Source organism: Halomonas urmiana, assembly GCF_005780185.1.
Taxonomy (GTDB): domain Bacteria; phylum Pseudomonadota; class Gammaproteobacteria; order Pseudomonadales; family Halomonadaceae; genus Halomonas; species Halomonas urmiana.
In genome coordinates this window covers 1-26,277 of sequence record NZ_VBUI01000027.1, presented here as the reverse complement: position 1 = coordinate 26,277, position 26,277 = coordinate 1, and the positions used below count along the sequence as shown (strand labels likewise).

Sequence of the window (26,277 nt, the reverse complement as noted above, 5' to 3'; positions counted from 1 at the left end):
TCAGCCTCCGGTGACCGGGGGAAAGAAGGCGACCTCGTCGTTGTCGGTCAACGGCGTGGCATCACCGGCCATCACCTGATTGACGGCGCACAGCACGCGCCCCTGATCGAGCCCCTCGAAGCTCGGATCCTGCGCCTTGAGCGCGGCCTTGAGCCCTGCCACGTCGGCGCTTGGCAGGTCGCCGATGGGCACCGAGACGTCGCCGACGCCGAGGCGCTCGCGCAGCTCGGCCAGGCACTTGACCCGGATGCAGGGCGCGGCGATGTCGCAGCGCGAGCCCACCGAGACCTCGCCCGCGGCCCCCTCGCCGGTGACGATGGGCGCCGTGGCGGCCTCGATGACGGAGGCGGCCGTCGCCGCTGGCACTTCGCGCCGGTAGTCCCCGGACTTACCGCCGGTCTTGGCCTCCAGGTGGATGGCGCCGATCTCCATGTCCTTGTCCACGGCCTTGCACATGTCGTAGAGCGTCAGGCAGGCCACGGAGACCGCGGTCAGGGCCTCCATCTCCACGCCGGTCCGGCCATTGAGGCGGCAGGTCGCGGTGACGTGCACGCAGGCGTTCGGCTCGTCGAGGTCGAAGTCGACGGCCACCTTGGAGAGCGCCAGGGCGTGGCAGAGAGGAATCAATTCATGGGTGCGCTTGGCGGCCTGGATGCCGGCGATGCGCGCCGTGGCCAGCACATCGCCCTTGGGCAGCCCGCCCTCGGCGAGCAGCGCCAGGGTCGCGGGCCGCATGTGAATGAGCCCGGAGGCCGAGGCTTCCCGGCGACTCTCCGGCTTGTCGGCCACATCGACCATATGCGCCTCGCCGCGGGCGTTGAGATGAGTCAGGGACGGGTTGATCAAGGACATGGGGGGTCAGTGCCTCAAGGCAATCGGTGAAGGGGTTGGATGCTCACCGCCTCGCCGGGGGCCACGCCCTCCCGGTCGTCGGCGAGCTCGATCAGGCAGTTGGCCGCCACCATCGAGGAGAGGATGCCGGAGCCCTGGGCGCCGGTACTGCGCACGTGCAGGCGGCCATCGTCGGCGGCATGGAAGATGCCGCGCAGGAAATCGGTCCGGCCGCGACGGCTGTTCAGGGCCTCGTCGGCGATGGCGGTGAGCCGCCGGGGGCCGACGGCGCCTCGTCCCTGCAGCCGGGCCAGCAGCGGGGCCACGAACTGCAGGAAGGTGACCATCACCGCGACGGGGTTGCCCGGCAGCCCCAGGAAGGGCACGCCGCGCTCGCCCAGCAGGCCGCAGGCCATGGGGCGCCCGGGGCGGATGGCGATGCGCCAGAACGCCAGGCGACCGACCGTTTCCAGTGCCGCTCGGGTGAAGTCGGCCTGGCCCACCGAGACGCCGCCGCTGGTGATCACCATGTCGGCGGTGTCGGCGGCCTCGCGCAGCGCGGCCTCCATGGCCTGGCGATCATCCGGCAGGATGCCGAGATCCATCGGCTCGGCGCCCTGCTCGACCAGCAGGCCCGCCAGGGTGTGGCGGTTGGCATCATAGATGCCGGCCGGCGGCAGCGGCGCGCCCGGGGCGACGACCTCATCGCCGGTGGAGAAGAGCGCGACCCGCGGCCGACGGTGGACCCGGGCCTCGGCCAGCCCGAGGGAGGCCAGCAGCCCCAGCTCGGCGGCGCCCAGCCGCGTGCCGGCAGGCAGCGCCCGATGGCCGCGGGGAATATCCTCTCCGGCACGCCGTACGTGCTGGCCCCGGCGGACGCGCTCGGGACGGTCGATCACCACGCGCTCGCCTTGTGGATCATCGTACGACTCATCGAGCTGCTCGCGCATGACCACGGTGTCGGCGCCCGGCGGCAGCGGGGCACCGGTGGTGATGCGCACGCACTCGCCGGCCTGAAGCCGCTCGCCACGCTGCCCGCCGGCCAGCACCTCGCCGACCCGGCGCCACTCGCCGGGTCGCGCGGCGTCGTCGGGCCAGGCCAGGGCGATGCCGTCCATGGCGGCGTTGGTGTTCTGCGGCACGTCGATGGGCGAGATCGCGTCCTCGGCCAGCACGCGTCCGTGGAGCTCGGATAGCGCGACCCGCTCGGCGGGCAGCGGCGCCTCGATCAGGGTCGCCAGGCGCTCGCCGGCCTCCGTCACCGTCAGCATCCGCTCGCCGAGATCGAAACAGGAGAGCGTCATGACACGGCCTCCTCACGCGGGCACTGGCGGGCCGGCCAGCGCGCGGGCCAGGCGGCGATCCAGTCGGCGAGCGCCTCGAGATCGTTGAGGTCCAGCGCCTCGACGCCCGCGGGCAGCATCAGCGACGCATCGCTCGCCACGGCCCGCACCCAGGGATCCTCGGCGACCCGCAGCGGCTTGCCCACCGTGGGCCGATAGAGCTCCAGCTTGGGCAGCGGCCAGGCCTTGAAGCCCTCCACCAGCACCAGGTCGGGACGCTGGGGGCGCACCATCTCGATCAGCTCGGCCAGGTCGGCCTCGTCGCGCCCCGGGGTCTCCATCATCAGCGCCACCCGCGCCCGGGAGGCGACCAGCATGGGCGAGGCGCCGGCCTGGCGCAGGCGATGGCTGTCCTTGCCGGGCTGGTCGACGTCGAAGGCGTGATGGGCATGCTTGATCACCGCCACCCGCAGACCTCGGCGCCCCAAGGCAGGCAGCAGCCGTTCGAGCAGGGTGGTCTTGCCGGTGCCGCTCCAGGCGGCGATGCCCAGCACCGGGAGGGCGTCGTCGAAGGGCAGGCGGTCGGGCACGCGCTCACTCATGGCTCACTCTCGTCGCCGGTGCCGCCTCGCCGAGGGCGCGCTCCAGGCGCTGTTTCTCGTCGTCGGTATTGAGGTTGGCGAAGGCATCGGGGCAGTCGCTGACATCCACCCGGCACCAGGCGTGGCGCGCGTACCAGCGGTCGATCTTGCGCTCGCCATCGGCCAGGGCCGCGGCCAGGTCATCGGCCAGCGCGGTGCGGATCAGCGCCACCACCGGGTGCAGGCGCTCGCCATCGAAGGCCACGGCGATGTCGTGCTCGCCTTCTTTCTCACCAATGCCGGCGACCAGGCGTTCGACCAGGTCCTCGGGCAGCGCCGGGGTGTCACAGGGCGTGACGATGAGCCAGGGCGTGGTCGCGGCCCGCAGGCCGCTGTAGATGCCCATCAGGGGGCCCTGATAGCCGCCCTCGGCGTCGGACACCACGCGATCGGCCAGCGGCCGGTAGCGCTCGACGTTGCGGTTGGCGTTGATCAGCACCTCGGCGACGCGTCCCGCCAGACGCTCGCGCACATGGGCCACCAGCGGCCGCCCGGCGAAGGGCTCGAGCCCCTTGTCGCGACCGCCCATTCGGCGGCCCTGGCCGCCGGCCAGGATCATGCCGGTGAGCGCTTCTCGGGTGATCATCGGACTCTCCTGACGAATCGATCGTATCAGTCCCCATGATGCCTTAGCCCGCTCACGGGTGCCATGCCGAGCGAGCATGCAGGCCCGCCACCCTGATGCGGGTCAAGGGCCCCTTATCCGGGTGCCGAGGAGTCGGTATGATATGTTGAAAATATTCTACGAACACGGCGACGATCGCCCCGAGGACCGAGACATGGATCAAGACACGGAAGAACCATTCGACGTCGGCGCCCGACTCAAGCAGCTGCGGCTGGCTCGCAGCCTGTCACAGCGCGAGCTGGCCAAGCGGGCCGGCGTCACCAACAGCACGGTGTCGCTGGTGGAGCAGAACCACGTCAGCCCGTCGGTGAGCTCGCTGAAGAAGATACTGGATGCCCTGCCCGTCTCGATCAGCGCCTTCTTCGCCGGCGACGAGCCGAGCCAGCCCAAGCCCTTCTACCGGGCCGGTGAGCTGACCGAGATCGGCGACGGCACCCTCTCCTGGGGACTGGTGGCCGCTCGCCGCCCGGGCCGCCAGATGTCGATCATCCATGAGCGCTATCCGCCGGGTGCCGACAGCGGCGAGGAGATGCTCGAGCACGACGGCGAGGAAGGCGGCGTGGTGATCTCGGGTCGCATCGAGATCACCGTGGATGGCGAGGTGGGCGTGCTTAGCGCCGGCGACGCCTACTACTTCGACTCCCGCCTGCCCCACCGCTTTCGCAACGTCGGCGACGCGGAGGGCGTGATCGTCAGCGCCAGCACCCCGCCGACGTTCTCCGATGCGGGCCAGGAGCGTCACCACGGCGAGCTATTGCCAAGGCCCGAGTCCCGCTCAGCCGCTACGGTTGCCAAGTCGTGACAGCTTCTGTCCAATAGCGCCGTTCTTCTGTCCGTGAGGCGTGCCCGTGTCTGATCCTCTTCCTGAAAACGATTCCCTGGCGTTGTTCATCGCCCTTCACCAGAACGATTGGCAGAGCTTCTTCGATCCCGGTGCCTTGCAACGCGGCAAGCGTTATGCCCAGCAGCGGCGCGTGCGGGGGGCGTTGAGCCTGCAGCGTGAAGAGGAGTGGATGATGCTGACGGGCGAGGTGGAGGGCAGCCAAAAGCGGCCCTACCTGACCGAGGTCGAGATCGGTGTCCTCGGCCCCGGTGAGGAGCTGTTCACCGATTGCAGCTGCCCGGTGGGCATGGGCTGCAAGCATGCGGTCGCGCTGATCCAGACGTTCCTCGACCAGATGGACCAGGGCCCCGAGGCCTTCGCGGAGCGTCAGCCACCCCACCCCGATTCGACGCCAGGCGAGGGCGAGGAGGAGCGGCTCAAGCAGCATTGGGACCACTGGATCGGGCAGCTGGAGAGGCCGGCCGAGCCGGTGCTCGATGGCCAGCGCGTCGGCGCCGAGTATCGGCTGGGACTCTTCCTGGATAGCGGCGGTCGTCTCGGCAACGAGTCCGTGCTGGCGGTGCTTCCCGTATGGCTGCGGCCGTCCAAGCAGCGGACCCGCGGTAATGGCTGGGTCTCGCCACGCGGGATCGAGCTAAGTCCCTCGGGGGAGCTACTGCCGGCCCCCGAGGAAGGCTGGGTGGCCGAACAGGAGGAGGCGATCGATCAGCTGATGCACGGCGAGGTCGAAATGACCTGGTCGAGCACTCAGCGCATGTGGGCGCTGGTGTCGCACCCCTTTCAGGCCCGGGCCCTGTGGGCGCTACTGGAGAGCGATGAGCCACCGCTGCTGTTTTACCGCAAGCAGACCGGGATCCAGTTGACCCAGGGTCCCGCATGTCGCCTGGTGCCCAGCTGGCAGGCGGATGATCAGGGGATTCAGCGACTGCAGCCGTCAACGGACCCGCCGGGCATTCTCTCACCCGACGCGGTCATCGCCCGGGCCGGACGCCAGCTCTGCTATCTGGATCCCGAGAGTGGCCAGTTCGGTCGCATGGACGGCTCCCCCGAGCTGTTGACCAGGCTGCGCCGGGCACCACCGCTGCCGCCGGAGATCAGTGACTGGCTGGGGGAACGGTTTCGTCGGTCCTCGACGCTGGCCGGCCAGTTGCCGGCGCCCAGCCGGGTAGAAGAGCAAACGCTGGAAGACGTGGTGCCGCGACTCAAGGTGACCATGACGGTGGCCGAGGGGCAGATCGGGTTCCGCCACGGTGCGCCGCTACCGCGCTGGATACAGGCCGGTGCCGGCGTGGTCAGCTTCGACTATGACGGCATCGAGGTGCCGCCCGAAGAAGGCCAGGTGGCCAAGGGCTACCGTGACGGCCAGCGGCTGACGATTGCGCGTGACCCCGAGGCGGAGCTGGCGCTGGTGCGTTCCCTGCCGCCGGGCATGGTGACGCTCGAGCGACTGGCCGAGATCGAGGCGCTGCCCGACTATCTGGAGGTGCCGACCTGGACGTTGCTGCTGCCCCTCGATGGAACGCCGCCGACCCGCGCCACGGAGTGGCCGACCCACCTGGCGGGTCCCGATGGCTGGTGGGAGATGATCGCCCAGCTGCGTCAGGTCGGCTGCCTGGTCGAGTTCAGCGATGAATTCCCCGAGGAGCCGATCCTCCTCGAACCGGAGACTTGGCACGGTGAGCTCGAGCCGGCCGGCAACGGCTGGTTCGATCTGGCGCTGGATATCGACGTCGAGGGGGAGCGGCTCAATCTCCTGCCGATCCTGCGTCAACTGCTCAAGCGTGCGGATTTCCCGCTCGAGCCGGCCGAGGGGGAAGCGGAAGACGCCACCTGGACGCTGAGCCTGCCGGAAAACCGGCGACTGGTGCTGCCGCTTGCCAGGCTGCGCGCGCTGATGGCGCCGATCCTCGATTGGCTGGGGGATGAAAGCGATCCCGAGGCGGCGCTCAAACTCCCGCTGACGGCGGCCGAGAACGTGGCGCCGCTGGCCGAGAACGAACGCTGGGCGGGGCGCGAGGATGTGACCGCCCTGGCCCAACGCCTGCGTGCGTTGCCCGACAGCCTGCCCGAACCCCCCGGCTTCGCCGGGGAGCTTCGCGACTACCAGGCCCGCGGACTGGCCTGGCTGCGCTTCCTCTCCGAGCTCGGCACCGGCGGCATCCTCGCCGACGACATGGGGCTCGGCAAGACGGTGCAGGTGCTGGCCCACGTCCTCGATGAGCGCGCCCGAGGCACGCTCGAGAGGCCGACGCTGATCGTCGCCCCCACCAGCCTGGTCGGCAACTGGTGCACCGAGGCGGCACGCTTCGCCCCTGAGCTCGAGGTGGTGGCGTTGCAGGGCGGTCGGGCACAACGGCAACGCCAGTTCGAGGAGGCGCTCCCCGCGGCCGACCTGGTCGTGACGACCTATGCCCTGTTGATCCGGGATCTGGCGCACCTGCGCGAGCACGACTTCGGCCTGCTGGTGCTCGACGAGGCCCAGGCGATCAAGAATGCCGCCAGCCAGACCGCCCGGGCGGTGCGCGAGCTCAACGCCAGGCGGGCCGTGGCCATGACCGGCACGCCGCTGGAGAACCATCTGGGCGAGCTGTGGGCCCAGCTGGATGCCGTGGCCCCGGGGGCATTGGGCAGCCAGCAGTGGTTTGGCCAGCGTTTCCGCACGCCCATCGAGAAGGAGGGGGATGTCGCCCTTCGCACGCGTCTCACGCGGCGGATCGCGCCGCTGATGCTTCGGCGCACCAAACAGCAGGTGCTGGCCGAGCTGCCGGAGAAGACCGAGTCTCGCCGTGAGATTACCTTGACCGGCGTCCAGCGCGAGCTCTACGAAAGCCTGCGCCTGGCCCAGCACGAGCGGGTGCAGCAGGCGGTGGCCGAGCGCGGCCTGGCCGGCTCGGGCATCGTGATGCTGGACGCGCTGCTCAAGCTGCGTCAGGTGTGCTGTGACCCACGGCTGGTCAAGCTGGACAGCGCCCGCCAGGTCACGCGTTCGGCCAAGTTGGATCAATTGCGCGAGCTATTGCCGCCCTTGCTCGAGGAGGGGCGGCGCATCCTGATCTTCTCGCAGTTTACCGAGATGCTCGGGCATATCGGCCAGACCCTGGAGAAGGACGGCGTTCCCTATACCACGCTGACCGGTGATACCCCGGGCAAGACCCGCACCCAGCGGGTGGCGCTGTTCCAGCAGGGCGAGATTCCGGTGTTCTTGATCAGCCTGAAGGCCGGCGGAACAGGCCTCAACCTGACGGCTGCGGATACCGTGATCCACTACGATCCCTGGTGGAATCCGGCGGTGGAGGCCCAGGCCACCGGTCGTGCCCACCGCATGGGGCAGCAGAATCCGGTGTTCGTCTACAAGCTGGTGTGTGCCGGCACCGTGGAGGAACGCATCCTCGACCTGCAGGCGCGCAAGGCGGACCTGGCGGCGTCAATTCTGGAGGGCGGTGCAGAGCGTCAGGATGACGGGCCACTGTTCGACGAGGAGGACCTGGCGTTGCTGTTCGCGCCGGTGGCATAACATCGTGTTTTCACCATTTCAGGTGGGCCCGTGGGAGCCGTCGCTCCTACAAGATGCATAGGGGCCTTGTGGGAGCGGTGCTTGCACCGCGATGGGAGGCCTCCGCTCCTACAAGGATCCAGACCAACCCCACCGCCGCTTCGCGGCGGATCGCGACGCAAGCGTCGCTCCCACAATAGAGGCGTTGTACTCCGCCTTTCGCGGTGCAAGTCGAGGCGTCGAACTGCCCGCTCACACAACGGCCGCCAGTGCCTATTCAGGAGCGATCACTCCTCCTCGGCCCTGGGCAGCACCCAGTTCAGCACGATGCCGACCAGCGCGGCGAGGCTGACGCCCTGCAGGGTGAACTGGCCGTTGCCGAACTGCATGCCGCCGATGCCGAAGACCAGCACCAGGGAGACCACCACCAGGTTGCGCGGCGCGGTGAGCGGCTTGCCGGCCCGCACCAGGGTATTCATGCCGACCACGGCGATGGAGCCGAACAACAGCGTCATGATGCCGCCCATCACCGGCCCCGGAATGGTCTGCAGCAGCGCGCCGAGCTTGGCGACGAAGGCCAGCACGATGGCGATGCAGGCGGTGGTCACCATGATCCAGGGATTGAAGGCGCGGGTCAGGGTCACCGCGCCGGTGACCTCGGAGTAGGTGGTGTTGGGCGGCCCGCCGAAGATCGCCGCGGCGGTGGTGGCCAGGCCATCGCCCAGCAGGGTGCGATGCAGGCCGGGCTTCTCCAGGTAGTTCTGGCGGGTCACCGAGCCGATGGCGACCATGTCGCCGATATGCTCCACCGCCGGGGCGATGGCCACCGGGATCATGAACAGGATCGCCGCCCAGTGAAAGCTCGGCGCGGTGAAGGACGGCAGCGCCAGCCAGGCCGCGTCACGCACCGGGGAGAAGTCCACCACGCCCATCAGCGTCGCCAGCGCGTAGCCGGTGAGGATGCCGCCCATGATCGGGATCAGGCGGATCAGGCCGCGCCCGAACACCGCCAGCACCAGGGTGACCAGCAGGCTCGCCATGGAGAGGAAGATGGCGGTGCCATAGCCGATGGCCTCGCTGGTCTCGCCGGTGGCCATGTCCACCGCCACCGGCGCCAGCGCCAGGCCGATCACCATGATCACCGGCCCCACCACCACCGGCGGCAAGAGGCGATGCAGCCAGGCGGTGCCCTTGAGGCGCACGAACTGGGAGATCACCACGTAGACCAGGCCCGCGACCATCAGCCCGCCGAGGGTGGCGGGAATGCCGTAGTTGGCCACCGAACCCTGGATGGGCGCGATGAAGGCGAACGACGAGGCCAGGAATACCGGCACGCTGACGCGGGTGACGCCGTGGAAGATCAGGGTGCCGATGCCGGCGGTGAACAGTGCCACGTTGGGATCGAGGCCGGTGAGCAGCGGCACCAGCACCAGGGCGCCGAAGGCGACGAAGAGCATCTGCGCCCCGGTCAGCAGGGTGCGAAGCGGGCTTTCGGTCGGCATGGCGGCCGCCGCCGTGTTGTCGGTCATGGTCCATGGGCTCCGGAAAGGTCGAGGGGAAGGAATCGCGCGGCATTCTACCAGCCTGGCTGCCCCAATAGCTTCTCGTCCCCTGGGCTATCGCAGTAGCGAAAAGCGAAAGGGCGCTGGGGGCAAGCCGAAGAGGAGGTCCTACGCCATGGATGGCGTCGGTAGCGTACAGGGAAGTATTCACAGCGCCTCCTCGATGGTCCGGCACCCCGGGGCTTGCCGACAGGTCAGCCCTGAGCGATAGCAACCACTGCGATAGCCCTGTCAAAACTCGGGTGTCGCCGTCTCCAGATACTCCGCCAGCCGCGCCTCGGCCAGGTCGTCGAAGAGGATGTCGCAGGCCTCGCGCAGCCCCGGCGAGTGGCGGATGCTCTCCTCGGGCACCACCAGCGAGACCTTGGCTCGACGCCGCAGGAAATCCTCGAGCTTGGTCACCATCTCGCGGCGCCTGGCCTGCTTGAGTTCGCAGCGCAGGTATTCGGTGCCCTCGATGAGCACCTCGCCCTGTCGCGGGTCCTGGCGAATGTCCTCGAGCATCTCCAGTGCCTGGGCGCCGTAACGCCGCCACAGGCGCCTGCTCAGCGGCTCCGAGGCGCCCTCCCCGGTCATGGCGTCCAGGTCCATCAGCCGCGCCTGGTGCATGAAGGCCTCGCGCACCGAGGCCTCCGGCTCGCCGTACCAGCGGAAGGTCGGATAGGGGATCGCGACGCCCAGGCGCGCCACCTCCTCGACGACCTCCTCGCCGACGTTCAAGCAGTCGGTGAGCTTGCCGCCGAAGATGCTGAGGTGGCGCATCTCGGGGTCGACATCGATGGCGTGCTTGCGCGACAGGTGGAGGAAGTCCCGGTCGTCGCCGCCGCTGGGCTTCACCGCCAGCGGACGCACGCCGCAGCGGGTGGCGATGATGTCCGCCTTGCACAGCGGCTTGTCGAGGGCGAGGCGGGTGTTGATATTGTCGAGCACGAAGCGAATGTCCTCCTCGGTGGCCCCGACCTCGGGTTTCTCGACCCGGGTGTCGGTGGTGCCGATGCAGGTGCGCGGCCCCATGGGAATCACGAAGAACAGCCGGCCGTCGTCGGCGAAGAAGGCCAGCACCCGCTGGCTGTCGGTCAGCCGCGGCACGATCAGATGGATGCCCTTGGAGAAGACATGCCGATGGTCGGTCCGCTGGCCCGAGAGGCTGTTGTGCTGATCGACCCAGGGCCCGGCGGCATTGATCAATACCCGGGAGCGAATCTCGAAGGTCTGATCGCTGATACAGTCGCGGACGGTGGTGACCCACAGATCGCCCTCGCGTCGCGCGCCCATCGACTCGACGTAGTTGGCCGCCACGGTGCCGAAATCCAGCGCCCCGCGCACGAAGTTGAAGACGAAGCGGGCATCGTTGTCGTGCAGGTAGGCATCGGAATACTCGAAGCCGCCCTGCGCCCGTTCGGTGTCGATGATCGGCTCCCGCGCCTTGATGCTGGCGGGGCGCAGGTAGTTCGGCCGCCGGGTGAAGGCGCTGCCCATCAGCCAGTAGAGCCAGGTGCCGGCCCAGGGGTAGAGGGGATGGTGGCGAAAGCCCCGGTTGATGGTGGTCAAGAAGCGGATCTCCTGCACGGTGGAGGGGTAGCTCTCGATCAGGTGGTTGCGGCTCTTGCAGAGCTTGCGCACCAGCGCGAAGTCGCCACTCTCCATGTACTTGATGCCGCCCCACACCAGGTTGGACGAGTGCATGCTGGTGCTGCCGGCGAAGTCACCGCGGTCGATCAGCGCCACCCGGGCGCCCTTGCCGCTGAGCGCGGCGGCGGCCGCCGCGCCGTTGATGCCCCCGCCGATGACCAGCGCATCGAAGACCCGCTCGGGCAGCTTGCGGATATTGTTCTCTCTGAGTTGCATGTCTGGCCCTTTTTTCGAAGCACCTCGTATAAAAGCGAAAGGCCCCGCTCGGCATGCACCGAGCGGGGCCCTCCCGTTCAGGCAACCGGTCACACGATCTGGAACTGCCCCGGGAACACCCGGGGCAAGGGTGGGCGGGTCAGGCGACCCGCCCGCCGATCATTCGCGCGAGCCGGCGGCCATCCACTCCTCCATCATCTGGTCGTAGGGCACGGTGGTGCCCTGGGGCATCTCGTCGTCCAGCTTGGCCTTGGGCGAACCGGGCTGGGAGAGCCAGTACTCGGGGTCGCGCTCCTCGTTCAGGTTGGGCGCGTAGGTGGCGAAGACCTTGGCCCGCGCCAGGCGTGCCATGATGCTGTCGAGATCCGCGGCCAGGTTGTCCAGGCCCTCCTTGGGCGAGATGTCGCCACTGACCGCCGGCGCCAGGTTCTGCCACCACAGCGGCGCCATGCGCGGATAGTCCGGCACGTTGGTCGAGGACGGCGTCCAGTTCGACTCGTTGGGGCTGCGATAGAACTCGACCAGGCCACCGAGGGTGGGTGCCATCTCGGTCATCTGCTCGGAGAACACGTCCGACTCGCGGATCGGCGTGAGGCCCGCCATCAGCTTTTCGAGCGATACCGTCTTGGAGACGGTGAACTGGGCGAACAGCCAGGCCGCGGTGCGGCGATCCTCGGGAGTGGAGTCAAAGAAGGTCCAGGAACCCACGTCCTGATAACCGACCTTCATGCCCTCCTCCCAGTAGGGCCCGGCGGGCGACGGCGCCATGCGCCACTTGGGCGTGCCGTCCTCTTCGGTCACCGGCAGGCCCGGGTCGGTCATGTCGGCGGTGAAGGCCGTGTACCAGAACATCTGCTGGGCGATCTGGCCCTGGGCCGGGACCGGGCCCGCCTCGCCGAAGGTCATGCCGCTGGCCTCGGGGGGGGCATACTTCTCGAGCCAGTCGACCATCTTGGTGACGGCGAACACCGCGGCCGGCGAATTGGTGGCCCCGCCGCGGCTGACGCTCGCGCCCACCGGCTCGCTCTGCTCGTTGACGCGGATCCCCCAGTCATCCACCGGGTTGCCGAAGGGCACGCCGGGGCTGCCCATGCCCGCCATGGAGAGCCAGGAGTCATGGAAGCGCCAGCCCAGCGAGGGATCGCGGCGCCCGTAGTCCATGTGGCCATACACCTGGGTGCCGTCGATCTCGCCGACGTGCTCGGTGAAGAACTCGGCGATGTCCTCGTAGGCGGTCCAGTTGGTCGGCACGCCCAGGTCATAGCCATACAGCTCGCGGAACTGGTTCTGCAGGTCCTCACGTTGGAACCAGTCGTAGCGGAACCAGTAGAGGTTGGCGAACTGCTGATCGGGAAGCTGGAAGAGGCTGCCGTCGGGGCCGGTGCCATACTGGAGGCCGATGAAGTCCTCGAGATCCAGCGTCGGCAACGTATAGTCGGCCCACTCGTTCTCCATGGCCTGGGTGAGGTTCACGGTGGTGCCGTAGCGAATATGGGTGCCGATGGCGTCGGAGTCGTTGACGTAGGCATCGTAGATATTGCGACCCGACTGCATCTGGGTCTGCATGTTGTTGACCACGTCCCCTTCGCCGATGATGTTGTGCGTCACCTCGATGCCGGTGAGCTCGCTGAAGGCCTCGGCCAGCACATCACGCTCGTAGATGTGCGTGGTCAGGCCCTCCGCCACGGTATTGATCTCCATGCCGCGGAAGGGCTCGGCCGCCTGAGCGAACCACAGCAGTTCCTCGATCTGTTGCTCACGGCTGAGCGTCGAGTCCTGGAAGTGTTCGTCGACCAGGCGTTCGGCGATGGCCCGGGCATCGTGAGTGTCGGCGTGCAGGGCCGCGCTTGCCAGCATGACACTGGCCGCCAGCAGAGAGCGTCGCATTGTTGTCGCTTTCATATTGACCTCTTCGTTTGTTGTGATCGTTCATCCGTGAACGTTCAGCTCCATGCGTGCTATCAGCCCCAGCGCATCAGCACCAGCATCCAGAGGATGGCGGCACCAAAGGCGATCCAGATACTCAGCGGCGTGAATCCCACCACCAGTAGATGGATGTAGGCGGCGGAGAGCAGGCCGATGAATAGCCGATCTCCCCGCGTGGTGGCGATCGGCAAGAAGCCCTTGCGCTCGATCGAGGGTGAAGCAACTTCCCATGCCGTCATTCCGGCCAGCATGGCCGCGATGGCGGAGAAGAAGATCGTGGTGGGCGTGGTCCAGACCATCCATTCCATGTCGAGCCCTCCTCAGGTCCGGCCCAGGGCGAAGCCCTTGGCGATGTGGTTGCGAACGAAATAGACGACGACGATACCCGGCAGTATGGTCAGGGTGCCGGCGGCAGCCAACGTGCCCCAATCGATTCCCGAGGCGCCCTTGGTCTGGGTCATGACCGAGGCGATGGGCTGGGCATTGGTGGAGGTCAGGGTGCTCGCCAGCAGCAGTTCCACCCAGGAGAACATGAACAGGAAGAACAGGGTGACGCCGATCCCCGAGCTGATCATCGGAATGAAGATCTTGACGAAGAACTTCGGGAAGCTGTAGCCGTCGATGAAGGCCGTTTCGTCGATCTCCTTGGGGACGCCGCTCATGAAGCCCTCGAGGATCCATATCGCCAGCGGGATATTGAACAGGCAGTGGGCCAGGGCCACGGCGATGTGGGTGTCGAAGAGCCCCACCGTGTAGTAGAGCTGGAAGTACGGCAGCAGGAAGACCGCCGGCGGCGCCATCAGGTTGGTCAGCAGCCAGAAGAACAGGTGCTTGTCGCCGATGAACTTGTAGCGGCTGAAGGCATAGGCCGCCGGCAGAGCCACCACGATGGTGATCACCATGTTCATGGCCACATAGGTGATGGAGTTCACATAACCCATGTACCAGCTCGAGTCGGTGAAGATCTTGGCATAGTGCTCGAGGGTGAAGTCCTCGGGCAACAGGGTCAGCCCGCCGAGAATCTCGGTATTGGACTGGAAGGACATGTTGAGCAGCCAGTAGATCGGCAGCAGCACGAAGACGATGTAGGCCGTCATCAGGCCGCGGCGGCGCCACTGGCGAGAGGCCGGGCGCGCCTGGCGGCGACGACGGTTGTCGACGGCTGCGGCACGCTGGCGCACGGCCTCGGGCGTGGTGGGCAATGAATCGGTCATCTCAGGCCTCCCCATCCTTTTTGTCTTTTTGCATGTTCATGATGGCGGTGTAGAACACCCAGCTGACGAGCAGGATGATCAGGAAGTAGATCAACGAGAACGCCGCAGACGGTCCCAGGTCCTGCTGGCCGATGGCCATGGTGGTCAACGACTGACTGAGGAAGGTGGTCGAACTGCCAGGCCCTCCCCCGGTGAGCACGAAGGGCTCGGCGTAGATCATGAAGGAGTGCATGAAGCGCAGCAGTACGCCGATCACCAGCACGTTGGTGAGCTTGGGCAGCTGGATGTAGCGGAACACGGCCCACTTGGAGGCGCGGTCGATGCGTGCCGCCTGATAGTAGGCATCGGGGATCGAGCGCAGACCGCTGTAGCAGAGCAAGGCGATCAGCGGGGTCCAGTGCCACACGTCCATCAGGATGATGGTCGCCCAGGCATCCACGGGGCTCGCCGTGATGTTGTAGCCGTAGCCCAGCTCGCGCAGGCTCCAGCCCATCAGGCCGATATCGCCCCGGGTGAAGATCTGCCAGATGCTGCCCACCACGTTCCAGGGAATCAGCAGCGGCATGGTCACCAGTATCAGCATGGCCGAGGCCTGCCAGCCCTTCTTGGGCATGATCAGGGCGATGCCGATCCCCAGCGGCACCTCGATGGCCAGCACCGTCAGCGAGAAGGCGAACTGGCGCAGCACGGCCGCCTGCAGGGCCGGATCGTTGAGCATCTCCCGGAACCACTCGGTGCCGGTGAAGAAGCGGGTATTGGCGTCGAAGACGTCCTGGACCGAGTAATTGACCACGGTCATCAGCGGGATGATGGCCGAGAAGGCCACCAGCAGCAGCATGGGCAGGATCAGCCACCAGGCGCGATTGTTCTGGACTTTAGTCATGATCGATCTCCACGCGGTATTCGTCGACATAAAGGCCGAGGCGAGCGTCGGGGAAACGCAGGTAGGCACGCCCCTCGGGGGTCGGCTGATCTTCCTCGATACGCGCCTTGAGAGGCGTGTCGCCGAGCCTCAGATAGAGGATCGAGTAGGTACCGAGATCCTGGGCATGCTCGACCTCGGCCTCCATGCCACCCGCTACCGGGCTCTCATGCACCTCGATGAACTCGGGCCGGATGCCCAGCTTGACGTTGTGCGAGCGGGCCCCATCGATGGCCCGACGCACGCCCTCCCCTACGCTCAATGCGGTATTGCCGGCCATTACCCGACCGTCATGCAGCGCGACATCGAAGAAGTTCATGCCGGGACTGCCGATGAAATAGCCGACGAAGGTATGGTTCGGCGCCTCGAAGAGTTCACGGGGGGTGCCGAACTGCACCACCTGCCCCTCGTACATCACGGCGATCTTGTCGGCGAAGGTGGAGGCCTCGAGCTGGTCGTGAGTCACGTAGACCATGGTGATCTCGAAGCGCTGGTGGATCTCCTTGAGCTTGCGGCGCAGTTTCCACTTGAGCTGCGGATCGATGACGGTGAGCGGTTCGTCGAAGAGGATCGCCGAGACATCATCACGCACCAGCCCGCGCCCCATGGAGACCTTCTGCTTCTCGTCGGCCGTGAGGTTCTTGGCCTTGCGCTTGAGCTGGGCGGTCAGCTCCAGCACGTCGGCGACCTCCATGACCCGCTCATGGACCCGGGCCTCGGGGGTCTTCACGTTGCGCAGCGGAAAGGCCAGGTTGTCGTAGACCGTCATGGTGTCGTAGATGACGGGGAACTGGAAAACCTGGGCGATGTTGCGCGCCTCGGGGGGCAGCGCATTGACCACCTCCCCGTCGAAGAGCACCTCGCCGCTGGAGGGCTCCAGCAGGCCGGAGATGATATTGAGCAGGGTCGACTTGCCACAGCCCGAGGGCCCGAGCAGCGCATAGGCCCCGCCCTGGTGCCAGACGTGATCCATCTCGCGAATGGCATAGTCTTGGGGCGACTGGGGATCGGACAGGTAAGTATGGGCGAGGGATTGCAGGGTAATCTCTGCCATGTCAGATGCCCCCCAGGTGAGTCGGTATATGCACCACCGCGCCCTGGCGGTCGAAGGCATAGACCTTGTGGGTCGGGAAATAGAGCGTCACGGGGGCATCGACGTCGAACTCGTGGACACCCTCGAGGTGTACCGTCAAGTGGAAGAGCTCGTTGTGCACGTGAAGGAAGGTCTCTGAGCCACTGATCTCCGCCAGGTCGACGGTCATCTTCACCTCGATGTCATCCTTCTCCCGGGGCGTGAGCGAGATGTGCGAGGCGCGTACGCCGAAGCGGTACTCACCCGGTGTCAGGCTGCGCAGATCGTCGTTGATGGGGAAATGCAACGTCTTGTCGAAGGTCACCTCGGCTCCGGAGATGATGCCGTGCACGATATTGATCGGTGGTTCGGAGAACATCTCCGCGGTCAGGATGTCGTGCGGACGATGGTAGACGTCTTCGGTGCGGCCATACTGCAGCAGGCGTCCCTCGTGGAGTACGGCAGTGTTGCCGCCGAGCGCCAGCGCCTCGGCGGGCTCGGTGGTCGCGTAGACGGCGATGCAGTTGCGTTCGCTGAATACGCTGCGCAGCTCGTCGCGAAACTCCTCCCGGAGCTTGTAGTCCAGGTTGACCAGCGGCTCGTCGAAGAGCACCACGTCGGCATCCTTGACCAGCGCCCGCCCCATGGCGGTACGCTGCTGCTGACCGCCGGACAGCTCGAGGGGCAGGCGATCGAGGAGATGCTCGATGTGCAGCATCTCGGCGACCTCCCGCACCCGCCGGTCGATCTCGGCACGCTCGACCTTGGCCAGCTTGAGGGGCGAGGCGATGTTGTCGTAGACGGAGAGGGCCGGATAGTTGATGAACTGCTGGTAGACCATGGAGACGTTGCGCTTGCGCACCGAGCGCCCGGTGACGTCTTCGCCGTCCATCAGGATGCGCCCGCGGGTCGGGGTGTCGAGCCCCGCCATCAGCCGCATCAGGGTGGTCTTGCCGGCCAGGGTCCGTCCCAGCAGGACGTTGAAGGAGCCCGGCTGGAGCTCCAGGTTCACGCCCGCGATGTGAGTGGCGCCACCGACCACATGATTGATGTGTTCTAGAATCAAGGACATACAGATCTCGACGGTTCGTTGTTATGTGATGGGTTCGGAGACTGCTGAACACAACCTAGTCGAGATTCGCTTTCAAACACAAATGTCGCCAACCGAAAATACTGAGAATCGGCATGACACTCGCCCCTATAGGCATCTATGATGCTGTTTTTGAGACCTTTTATTTTTTTATTAAACTTTTGTCTAACGGATAGAGCGGGAAACGGGGAATACCGAATCGGAATAGCGTGTCGCTAATGATCGAAAACGAACATTCGAACACATCACGAGAGAGTCAGGACAGGCGGGGGACGACGACGCCAGCCTCCTCGACAGGGGAGCTCGTCGCGGAGGCTGGCATCAGGAAGACGTTCGGGGTAGAGAAAGACGTTCGGGGTGGGGTAGAGAAAGCCGTTCGGGGTGGAGATGTAGCGCCGTTCAACGGGTACCGAAGATCTTGTCGCCGGCGTCGCCCAGGCCCGGGACGATGTAGCCGTTCTCGTCGAGATGGTCGTCGACCGACGCGGTATAGAGTTCGATGTCCGGATAGCTCTCCTGGACGCGTTTGATACCCTCAGGGGCCGCCACCAGCACGATCACCTTCATGTGCTTGCAGCCACGCTCTCGCAGCATGTCCAGCGTCGCCACCATGGTGCCGCCGGTGGCCAGCATCGGGTCGATGACGATCGCCATGCGCTCTTCCATGTCATTGGCGAACTTGGCGAAGTAGGGCACCGGCTCGAGAGTCTCCTCGTCGCGGTAGAGACCGACCACGCTGATCCGTGCGCTGGGAATCAGGTCGGTGACGCCATCGAGCATGCCCAGGCCCGCGCGCAGGATCGGCACGATGCTGACCTTCTTGCCCTTGAGCAGCTGGACCGGGATCGGCTCGCCGCTCCAGCCATCGATCTCCTGGTTCTCGAGCTCGAGGTCGCTGGTCGCCTCGTAGGTGAGCAGCTTGGCCAGCTCACCGGCCAGCTCGCGGAAGGTCTTGGTGCTGATGCCGGCTTCGCGCATCAGGCCAAGCTTGTGCTGGACCAGGGGATGCTGGATGGCGTGGACGCTCATGGGGATGACCTCTTCGATGGCGGCAGGAAGACGGCGACCATCGTCTGATGGACGATGGCAACAAATTGCGCGCCATTCTAACCGCATCCGGCGTCGAGGTTAAGGCTGGGGCCCGACAGTGAGTGCCGCACAATCTGGCGAGGGGCGCCGGGAACAGGTCGAAGAGGAGGTCCTACGCCAGGGATGGCGTCGGTAGCGCCCAGGGAAGGGTTTACAGCGCCTCCTTGTAGACCTGTTGCCGGATCAGCCCCGAGCAGGCGGGGACACTGGCGTCTCTGGCAGCTGCCAGTCGATGGGCTCGCGGCCCTGCTCGATGAGGAAGGCATTGGCGCGCGAGAAGTGGTGGTTGCCGAAGAAGCCGCGATGCGCCGAGAGCGGCGAGGGGTGCGGGGATTCCAGCACCAGGTGGCGTCGGGAGTCGATCAGCGCTTTCTTCTGGCGGGCATGGCCGCCCCACAGCAGGAACACCGACGGCGCGGCGTGCTCGCTGACCGTGGCGATGGCGCGATCGGTGAAGGTCTCCCACCCTTTGCCGCGGTGCGAGCCGGCGCTGCCCTGCTCCACCGTCAGCGAGGTGTTGAGCAGCAGCACGCCCTGACGCGCCCAGGCCTCCAGGTTGCCGTGGGCCACCGGGCGGGTGCCGACGTCTGCCGCCAGCTCCTTGTAGACATTGGAAAGCGACGGCGGCACTCGCACCCCGGGGCGCACCGAGAAGCACAGGCCGTGCGCCTGATCCGGGCCGTGATAGGGATCCTGACCCAGGATCACCACCTTGACCTCATCCAGCGGCGTCAGCTCGAAGGCGCGAAACCAGTCGGCCGAATGCGGGTAGATCACCTTCCTGGCCGCCTTCTCGGCGGCCAGGAAATCACGCAGCGCCTGCATGTAGGGCGCGTCGAACTCCTCGCCCAGCCACCGCTGCCAGCTGTCGGGAAGGGGGCATGTCATGGCTCAGCGCTTCTCCTGGTCGACCAGCGGCTCGACATAGGCCACGCCCATGTCCCAGGGAAACTGGATCCAGCAGTCCTGGGCCACCTCGGTGAGGTACTGATCCACCAGCGGCTTGCCCTCGGGCTTGGCGTAGACCGTCACGAAATGCGCCTTGGGCAGCATCTGGCGCACCGCCCGGGCGGTGCGTCCCGTATCGACCAGATCGTCGACCAGCAGCCACCCCTCGCCGTCGTGATCGACGCCCTTCAGCACCTCCAGGCCACCCTGCTCCATGCGCTCGTAGCTCTTGATGCAGACGGTATCGATGAGGCGCACGTCGAGCTCGCGGGCGATCAGCGCGGCGGGAATCAGCCCGCCGCGGGTGATCGCGACGATGCCCTTGATATCACGTTCGACCAGCCGCTGGCAGAGCTCGCGCACGTCGCGATGCAGCTGGTCCCAGGAGATGATCAGGCGCTGGTGATAGCGTGAGCCGCTCATGGTGTCATTCGTCCTCGGTGAAGGAGCAGACCGCGAACACGCTGTAACCCGCCTCGCGGATACGCTGCGCGCCGCCCAGATCCGGCAGGTCGACGATGGTGGCGGTCTCCACCACCTGTCCGCCGCTGCGGGTGATCAGCTTGGCGGCGGCCAGCATGGTGCCGCCGGTGGCGATCAGGTCGTCGACCACCAGGATGCGATCCCCCTCACGGAAGGCGTCGGAGTGCAGCTCCACCTCGGCCTCGCCGTACTCCAGGGTATAGGTCTCGCTGATGGTGCGAAACGGCAGCTTGCCCTTCTTGCGCACCGGCACGAAGCTGCAGCCGAGCTCGTAGGCCAGCGGCGCGCCGACGATGAAGCCGCGTGCATCGATGGCGGCGACGGCGTCGATGTCCATCTCCTGATAGCGATGCACGAAGCTGTCGACCAGCTTGCGGAAGGCCGCGCTGTTCTGCAGCAGCGGGGTGATGTCGCGGAAGTTGACCCCCGGCTGCGGCCAGTCGGGGACGGTGCGGATCACGGACTTGATGTAGTCGCCGTAGATGCTCATCGGATACAGCCTCGGTCGGTGAATGCGGTCAGCCAGATCAGCTGAGAAACAGGAACTTGGCGACGAACAGCAGCGCCAGCACGATCACCGCCGGGTTGAGGTCCTGGAACCGCCCGGAGAGCGCCTTGATGGCGGCGAAGCTGATGAAGCCCAGGGCGATGCCCTCGGCGATGGAGAAGGTCAGCGGCATCGCCAGGGCCGCGATCAGCACCGGGGCGGCCTCGGTGGGGTCGTCCCAGTTGGCGTGGGACAGGCTACCGGCCATCAGCACCGCCACATAGAGCAGTGCCCCGGCGGTAGCGTAGGACGGGATGGAGCCGGCCAGCGGCGCGAAGAACAGGCTGATCAGAAACAGCACCGCCACCACCACGGCAGTGAGGCCGGTGCGGCCGCCGGAGACGATACCCGCCGTGGACTCGACGTAGCTGGTGGTGGTGGAGGTGCCGAGCACCGCGCCCGCCATGGAGGCGCCGCTATCGGCCATCATGGCGCGACCGAGGCGCGGCAGCTTGCCGTTCTCGTCCAGCAGCCCGCCCTTGTGGGCCACGCCCACCAGGGTGCCGGAGGTGTCGAACAGGTCGACGAACAGGAAGGCGAAGATCACGCTCAGCATCGCCACGTCAAACGCCCCGGCGAGGTCGAGAGCCATCAGGGTCGGCGCGATGGAAGGCGGCATCGACACCACCCCGCCGAACTCGTTGTGACCCAGCACCATGGCCAGCGCGGTGATCCCGAGGATGCCGATCATCACCGCCCCGGTGACCCGCAGGTAGGCCATCGCGGTGATCGCGAAGAAGCCCAGCAGCGCATAGAGGGCCGACGGCTCGGTGAGATCGCCAAGCGACACGTAGGTCGCCTCGTTGGCCACCACGATGCCGGCGTTCTTCAGCGCGATCATCGCCAGGAAGAGGCCGATGCCCGCGGCGATCCCCAGGCGCAGGGAGAGCGGGATCGAGTTGATGATCCACTCGCGGATCCGGAAGACGCTGAGCAGGAAGAAGATGAAGCCGGAGAAGAAGACCGCGCCGAGCGCCGCCTCCCAGGTGTAGCCCATGCCCAGCACCACACCGTAGGTGAAGAAGGCGTTCAGGCCCATGCCCGGCGCCTGGGCGATGGGATAGTTGGCCCACAGCCCCATGATCAGACAGCCCACGGCCGCGGCCACACAGGTGGCGACGAACACCGCCCCGTAATCCATCCCGGTCTGGGAGAGGATGCTCGGGTTGACGAAGATGATGTAGGCCATGGTCAGGAAGGTGGTGATCCCGGCGATGACCTCGGTCTTCACGTTCGTGTGGTGCTCGGCGAGCTTGAAATGGTTGTCGATGAGGCGTTTCAACATGGGGATCCTTCCTGCGCGCGATGACGTCTGGGCGTCCGGATGTCATGAGCCGTCTCATGGCCCGGGACACCGGAGGGTGGCGAGAAAAGCGGCCTATGGTACCCAAAGCCTCTGCACGTTGCGAGGCGTCCGGGCGACCCGCCCCGCCCGATCTGCCCCGCGGCGTCAGGCTCCGCGCGCCTCGAGCACCCGCTCCACGGTCTCGACGATGGCCTGGGTCTGGGGGTCGATCTCGATGTTGACGACATCGCCGGGCACTCGATCGACGAGGATGGTCCTGGCCAGGGTCTCGGGAATCAGGTCGACGCAGAAGCGCGGGCCGTGGTCGGCGGTGGCGCGGCGCGTCGCGCCGATGGTCAGGCTGATGCCGTCGACGCCGATGTAGCCCTTGTCGAACAGGTAGCGTCCCAATGCCGCGGGCACCTCGAACCACAGCCGGCGATTGTTGGGCGCCTCGTCGAGCTCCACCAGCTCGGCCATGCCCATGACGTGACCGGACATGGCATGGCCGCCGATCTCGTCGCCGAAGCGAGCCGCACGCTCGATATTGACGCGACCGCCCTCCTTCAGCGCACCGAGATTGGTCACGCACAGGGTCTCGCGCATCAGGTCGAAGCTGACCCGCTCGCCCTCGATGGCGGTCACCGTGAGGCAGACGCCGTTGTGGGCCACCGAGGCGCCGAGCTCGAGCCCCTCGTTGAGCGGCGCCGGCAGCGCCAGCACATGAGTACGGAAGGCCTCGGCCTCATGGATGGCCACCACCTCGGCGGTGCCCTGTACGATGCCTGTGAACATGGATACTCCTCGTGCGCGTCGACCCCTGGTGGGCCGCCAAAGCGACCAGTCTAGGAAACCCGGCGGTGCGCGTCCATGCGCGGCACCGCCCGACGACCACCACGACGCGGCTCGATACGCAAGGATCACCAATGCCTGGCGCGGCAACAGCAAATATCACCACGGCAATGCCATCCCGCTGGCCACATGCCCTAGACAGCTTGACGATCGGGCGTTTGAAACATAAAATGCCCCGCTACATTTTGAAGGCGCCGATTTGTACCCGGATTGCGGGCGCCGACGTCGTGGAGCGCCTCTCGAGGCAAACCGCGGCGTGAAGTGCAGCTAAAAGGGTGTGTCCAGCGTTGATGGCCACCCGTCAGGGTGGCCTTTTTTTCATGCCTGACCGCTGCCCCGCCCGCCCGGCCGGCGCCCCACCGGCGGCTGCGATGATTCGACTACACGACGTTTCCAAGACCTACTATCCCAAGGGACGCAGCGGCGGTCCCGGCGCGGTGACGGCGCTCAAACACGCCAACCTGCACGTGCCCAAGGGCGAGATCCACGGCGTGATCGGCCTCTCCGGTGCCGGCAAGTCCACGCTGATCCGCTGCGTCAACCTGCTCGAGCGCCCCACGACGGGCACCGTGACCGTGGACGACCAGGAGCTGACCGCCCTCTCCGGGGCGGCGCTCAACCAGGCCCGCCACCGCATCGGCATGATCTTCCAGCACTTCAACCTGCTGACCTCGCGCACCGTCTTCGCCAATGTGGCCCTGCCGCTAGAGCTGATGGGCATGAAGCGCGCCGAGATCCAGGAGCGGGTCATACCACTGCTCGACCTGGTCGGCCTCTCCGACAAGGCGCGCCAGTATCCGGCCCAGCTCTCCGGCGGCCAGAAGCAGCGCGTGGCCATCGCCCGGGCGCTGGCCAGCCGCCCCAAGGTGCTGCTCTGCGACGAGGCCACCTCGGCGCTGGACCCCCATACCACCGGCTCGATCCTGGAGCTGCTGCGCGACATCAATCGCAAGCTCGGCCTGACCATCCTGCTGATCACCCACGAGATGGAGGTGGTCAAGTCGATCTGCCACCGGGTCAGCCTGATCTCCGACGGCGAGCTGGTCGAGGAGGCCGAGGTCGGCGACTTCTTCACCGCCCCCCGCACCCGCCTCGGCCGCGACTTCCTCAACGACTTCCTCGAGCTCGAGCCACCCCAGGCGCTCATCGAGCGCCTCGAGGAGACGCCCGGCCCCACCAGCCACCCGGTGGTGCGCCTGGCCTTCTCCGGCGATGCCGTCTCGACCCCGCTGATCTCGCGGCTGGCACGGGAGTGCGGCGTCGACATCAGCATCCTCCAGGCCAAGGTGGAGTCGATCCAGGAGCGCACCCTGGGCCTGATGATCGCCGAACTGATGGGGCCGGCGGAGAAGACCCGCGAGGCCCTGGACTATCTCGAATCCCACGACCTGCAGGTGGAGGTGCTCGGCCATGTCCAGCGCGATGATTGAACTGATTCTCGAGGCCACTCTCGACACCCTCTATATGGTGGCGGTGTCGGGCGTGATCTCGGCCCTCGTCGGCATCCCCCTGGGGGTGCTGCTCTACGTCACCCGGCCGCGGCAGATCCTGGCCGAGCCGGTGCTCAACCGGGTGCTGGGCGCGATCACCAACGTCGGTCGCTCCATCCCCTTCATCATCCTGATGGTCGCCATCATCCCCTTCACGCGGATGCTGGTGGGCTCGTCGATCGGCACCAACGCCGCCGCCGTGCCGCTGACCATCGCGGCGATCCCCTTCGTGGCGCGCCTGGTCGAAGGCGCACTCAACGAGATCCCGCCGGGCCTGGTCGAGGCCGCCCAGTCCATGGGCGCCACGCCGTGGCAGATCATCACCAAGGTGCTGGTGCCCGAGGCGCGCGGCGGCATCTTCACGGCGCTCACGGTGACCGCCGTCACCCTGGTCAGCTACTCGGCCATGGCCGGCGCCGTGGGCGGCGGCGGGCTCGGCGACCTGGGCATCCGCTACGGCTACAACCGCTTCAACCCGACCATCATGCTGATCACCGTGGTGATCCTGGTGGTGATGGTGCAGGGCTTCCAGAGCCTGGGGGATTACTTGGTGCGCAAGAGCGACCACAAATGAATCACTCGGCCTGATAACCAGAATGCATTATAATTTTTCTGCTTATTCCGCTACCATCGATCCCGACTCGTCTTCCACAAGGAGCATCGCGACATGCGCAAGACCCTGATCGGCACCCTGACCGCCTCCGCCCTGACCCTCTCCGCCGGCGCCGCCCTGGCCGATGAGCATGCCATCAAGGTCGGCACCGTGGCCGGTCCCGAGACCGACGTCATGAAGGTCGCCGCCGAGATCGCCGAGCGCGAGCATGGCCTCGAGGTCGAGATCATCGAGTTCACCGACTACGTGACCCCCAATGCCGCCCTGGCCGACGGCAGCCTCGACGCCAACGCCTACCAGCACGAGCCCTACATGCGCTCCATGGTCGAGGATCGCGGCTACGACTTCGCCATCGCCGGCTACACCTTCGTCTACCCGATCGGCGCCTACTCCGCGAAGTACGACAGCATCGAGGAACTGCCGGAGGGTGCCACCATCGCCCTGCCCAACGACCCCTCCAACGAGGGCCGGGCGCTGATCCTGATGCACAACGAAGGCCTACTCACGCTCCAGGATCCGACCTTCCTGGAGGCCACCCCGCTGGACATCGCCGAGAACCCGCACGACTTCGAGTTCCGCGAGATCGAGGCCGCCCAGCTGCCCCGCGTGCTGCCCGACGTGGACATGGCCTTCATCAACAACACCTTCGCCCAGCCGGCCGGCCTGAGCCTGGATGACGCCCTGATCAAGGAAGGCGCCGAATCCCCCTACGTCAACCTGATCGCGGTCCGCGGCGGCGACGAGGAGCGCGAGGACATCCAGCAGCTGGTCGAGGCCTATCAGAGCGAGGAAGTCGAGGCCAAGGCGAGCGAGCTGTTTGGGCCGCAGGCTGTTCCCGGCTGGAAGTGAGGGCCGCCCGCCAGACAACGGATGTAACGAAGCAACAAGGCCGGCCGGTGCGCCGGCCTTTCCTGTTCAAGGAGCCGACATGACACCGGATCACGACCACCCCGACTATCCCCTGCTCGCCCGCCAGCTGAGCGCGCTGCTCGACACCCGCGACTGGCTGACCAACAGCGCCCAGACCTGCGCCTTCCTGATGCAGGAGATCCCCGAGCTCAACTGGGCCGGCTTCTACCTGCAGCGCGAGGCGCAGCTGCTCTGCCTGGGCCCCTTCCAGGGCAAGCCGGCCTGCCATCCCATCCCCTTCGACAAGGGCGTATGCGGCGCCGCGGCGCGCAGCCGCGAGACCCAGCGCGTCGACGACGTGCACGCGGTCGCCGACCACATCGCCTGCGATGCGGACTCCCGCGCCGAGCTGGTGGTGCCGATCGTGGTGGAGGATCGGCTGTGGGGCGTGCTGGATCTCGACAGCCCGACGCCGGCTCGCTTCCGCGACGCCGACCGCCAGGGCATCGAGGCGCTGGTCGCCGTGTTCGTGGCGCGCACCGACCTGGCATGAAAACGCCCCGCCGTCAGTGACGGCGGGGCGTTTTCGAATCTGGTAGGACCAGGCGGATTTGAACCGCCGACCTCCACGATGTCAACGTGGCGCTCTAACCAACTGAGCTATGGTCCTGCAAGGCGTGCCAGGGTGCGTGATGGTAGGACCAGGCGGATTTGAACCGCCGACCTCCACGATGTCAACGTGGCGCTCTAACCAACTGAGCTATGGTCCT

24 protein-coding genes and 2 tRNA genes are annotated in these 26,277 nt (G+C 66.7%); 6 read left to right on the top strand and 20 right to left on the bottom strand.

Annotation, left to right across the window (positions count from 1 at the left end):
• Genes moaC through mobA form a run of 4 tightly spaced genes read right to left on the bottom strand, consistent with a single transcriptional unit; the run spans position 1 to position 3,341 of the window.
• Complete coding sequence (gene moaC, locus FEI13_RS15685; protein WP_138182460.1) at positions 1 to 852, bottom strand: cyclic pyranopterin monophosphate synthase MoaC; 852 nt, start codon at positions 850 to 852, stop codon at positions 1 to 3.
• A gap of 14 nt (positions 853 to 866) precedes the next feature.
• Positions 867 to 2,135 carry a molybdopterin molybdotransferase MoeA gene (moeA, locus tag FEI13_RS15680; RefSeq protein ID WP_138182459.1) on the bottom strand — a complete coding sequence of 423 codons (1,269 nt, stop codon included), beginning with the start codon at positions 2,133 to 2,135 and terminating at the stop codon, positions 867 to 869.
• A complete protein-coding gene (mobB, locus tag FEI13_RS15675) occupies positions 2,132 to 2,716 on the bottom strand; it encodes a molybdopterin-guanine dinucleotide biosynthesis protein B (protein ID WP_138182458.1) in 585 nt (194 codons plus the stop codon). The genes moeA and mobB overlap by 4 nt, the downstream gene beginning before the upstream one ends.
• The gene (gene mobA / locus FEI13_RS15670; protein ID WP_138182457.1) at positions 2,709 to 3,341 is read right to left on the bottom strand and encodes a molybdenum cofactor guanylyltransferase MobA; all 633 of its coding nucleotides are present in this window, start codon (positions 3,339 to 3,341) and stop codon (positions 2,709 to 2,711) included. Before mobA ends, mobB begins: the two co-directional genes overlap by 8 nt.
• Positions 3,342 to 3,534: 193 nt before the next feature.
• On the opposite strand from mobA, the gene FEI13_RS15665 reads away from it, so the two are divergent.
• A complete protein-coding gene (locus FEI13_RS15665) occupies positions 3,535 to 4,182 on the top strand; it encodes a cupin domain-containing protein (protein ID WP_138182456.1) in 648 nt (215 codons plus the stop codon).
• Positions 4,183 to 4,228: 46 nt separating this feature from the next.
• Complete coding sequence (locus FEI13_RS15660; RefSeq protein ID WP_138182455.1) at positions 4,229 to 7,738, top strand: DEAD/DEAH box helicase; 3,510 nt, start codon at positions 4,229 to 4,231, stop codon at positions 7,736 to 7,738.
• A 266-nt stretch (positions 7,739 to 8,004) separates the two neighbouring features.
• On the opposite strand, the gene FEI13_RS15655 is transcribed toward FEI13_RS15660, so the two are convergent.
• From FEI13_RS15655 to FEI13_RS15585, 14 genes are all read right to left on the bottom strand, one after another.
• Positions 8,005 to 9,246 (bottom strand): uracil-xanthine permease family protein, encoded by a 1,242-nt coding sequence (locus tag FEI13_RS15655; protein ID WP_138182454.1) that lies wholly within the window; start codon positions 9,244 to 9,246, stop codon positions 8,005 to 8,007.
• A gap of 264 nt (positions 9,247 to 9,510) precedes the next feature.
• Positions 9,511 to 11,127, bottom strand: a complete 1,617-nt coding sequence (locus FEI13_RS15650; protein WP_138182453.1) for a glycerol-3-phosphate dehydrogenase/oxidase — start codon at positions 11,125 to 11,127, stop codon at positions 9,511 to 9,513.
• Positions 11,128 to 11,286: 159 nt separating this feature from the next.
• Entirely contained in the window at positions 11,287 to 13,029 is a 1,743-nt protein-coding gene (locus FEI13_RS15645) for an ABC transporter substrate-binding protein (RefSeq protein ID WP_138182452.1), read from the bottom strand.
• Between the two features lie 59 nt (positions 13,030 to 13,088).
• Complete coding sequence (locus tag FEI13_RS15640) at positions 13,089 to 13,361, bottom strand: DUF2160 domain-containing protein (protein WP_138182451.1); 273 nt, start codon at positions 13,359 to 13,361, stop codon at positions 13,089 to 13,091.
• 12 nt (positions 13,362 to 13,373) lie between these two features.
• Positions 13,374 to 14,267, bottom strand: coding sequence for a carbohydrate ABC transporter permease (locus FEI13_RS15635; protein WP_138182450.1), 894 nt, complete (start codon positions 14,265 to 14,267; stop codon positions 13,374 to 13,376).
• Position 14,268: 1 nt separating this feature from the next.
• A complete protein-coding gene (locus FEI13_RS15630; protein ID WP_193555747.1) occupies positions 14,269 to 15,150 on the bottom strand; it encodes a carbohydrate ABC transporter permease in 882 nt (293 codons plus the stop codon).
• Positions 15,143 to 16,243 (bottom strand): ABC transporter ATP-binding protein, encoded by a 1,101-nt coding sequence (locus FEI13_RS15625; RefSeq protein ID WP_138182449.1) that lies wholly within the window; start codon positions 16,241 to 16,243, stop codon positions 15,143 to 15,145. Before FEI13_RS15625 ends, FEI13_RS15630 begins: the two co-directional genes overlap by 8 nt.
• A gap of 1 nt (position 16,244) precedes the next feature.
• A complete protein-coding gene (locus FEI13_RS15620; protein WP_138182448.1) occupies positions 16,245 to 17,333 on the bottom strand; it encodes an ABC transporter ATP-binding protein in 1,089 nt (362 codons plus the stop codon).
• A gap of 417 nt (positions 17,334 to 17,750) precedes the next feature.
• Positions 17,751 to 18,380, bottom strand: a complete 630-nt coding sequence (gene upp / locus FEI13_RS15615; RefSeq protein ID WP_138182447.1) for a uracil phosphoribosyltransferase — start codon at positions 18,378 to 18,380, stop codon at positions 17,751 to 17,753.
• Between the two features lie 243 nt (positions 18,381 to 18,623).
• Complete coding sequence (gene ung / locus FEI13_RS15605; protein ID WP_138182445.1) at positions 18,624 to 19,328, bottom strand: uracil-DNA glycosylase; 705 nt, start codon at positions 19,326 to 19,328, stop codon at positions 18,624 to 18,626.
• Positions 19,329 to 19,331: 3 nt separating this feature from the next.
• Positions 19,332 to 19,811, bottom strand: a complete 480-nt coding sequence (gene gpt, locus FEI13_RS15600; RefSeq protein WP_138182444.1) for a xanthine phosphoribosyltransferase — start codon at positions 19,809 to 19,811, stop codon at positions 19,332 to 19,334.
• Between the two features lie 4 nt (positions 19,812 to 19,815).
• Entirely contained in the window at positions 19,816 to 20,361 is a 546-nt protein-coding gene (locus FEI13_RS15595; protein WP_138182443.1) for an adenine phosphoribosyltransferase, read from the bottom strand.
• A gap of 37 nt (positions 20,362 to 20,398) precedes the next feature.
• Positions 20,399 to 21,703 carry an NCS2 family permease gene (locus FEI13_RS15590; RefSeq protein ID WP_138182442.1) on the bottom strand — a complete coding sequence of 435 codons (1,305 nt, stop codon included), beginning with the start codon at positions 21,701 to 21,703 and terminating at the stop codon, positions 20,399 to 20,401.
• Positions 21,704 to 21,868: 165 nt separating this feature from the next.
• A complete protein-coding gene (locus FEI13_RS15585; RefSeq protein ID WP_138182441.1) occupies positions 21,869 to 22,498 on the bottom strand; it encodes a riboflavin synthase subunit alpha in 630 nt (209 codons plus the stop codon).
• 428 nt (positions 22,499 to 22,926) lie between these two features.
• Here FEI13_RS15585 and FEI13_RS15580 point away from each other — a divergent pair, with 428 nt between their 5' ends.
• From FEI13_RS15580 to FEI13_RS15565, 4 genes are all read left to right on the top strand, one after another.
• Complete coding sequence (locus FEI13_RS15580; protein ID WP_138182440.1) at positions 22,927 to 23,985, top strand: methionine ABC transporter ATP-binding protein; 1,059 nt, start codon at positions 22,927 to 22,929, stop codon at positions 23,983 to 23,985.
• A complete protein-coding gene (locus FEI13_RS15575) occupies positions 23,966 to 24,619 on the top strand; it encodes a methionine ABC transporter permease (RefSeq protein WP_138182439.1) in 654 nt (217 codons plus the stop codon). Before FEI13_RS15580 ends, FEI13_RS15575 begins: the two co-directional genes overlap by 20 nt.
• A gap of 93 nt (positions 24,620 to 24,712) precedes the next feature.
• Positions 24,713 to 25,507, top strand: coding sequence for a MetQ/NlpA family ABC transporter substrate-binding protein (locus FEI13_RS15570; protein WP_138182438.1), 795 nt, complete (start codon positions 24,713 to 24,715; stop codon positions 25,505 to 25,507).
• 79 nt (positions 25,508 to 25,586) lie between these two features.
• Positions 25,587 to 26,060, top strand: coding sequence for a GAF domain-containing protein (locus FEI13_RS15565; RefSeq protein ID WP_138182437.1), 474 nt, complete (start codon positions 25,587 to 25,589; stop codon positions 26,058 to 26,060).
• A 40-nt stretch (positions 26,061 to 26,100) separates the two neighbouring features.
• Here the strand turns inward: FEI13_RS15565 and FEI13_RS15560 are convergent.
• Positions 26,101 to 26,177: transfer RNA gene (locus FEI13_RS15560), tRNA-Val, on the bottom strand.
• Positions 26,178 to 26,200: 23 nt separating this feature from the next.
• Positions 26,201 to 26,277, bottom strand: a tRNA-Val gene (locus tag FEI13_RS15555).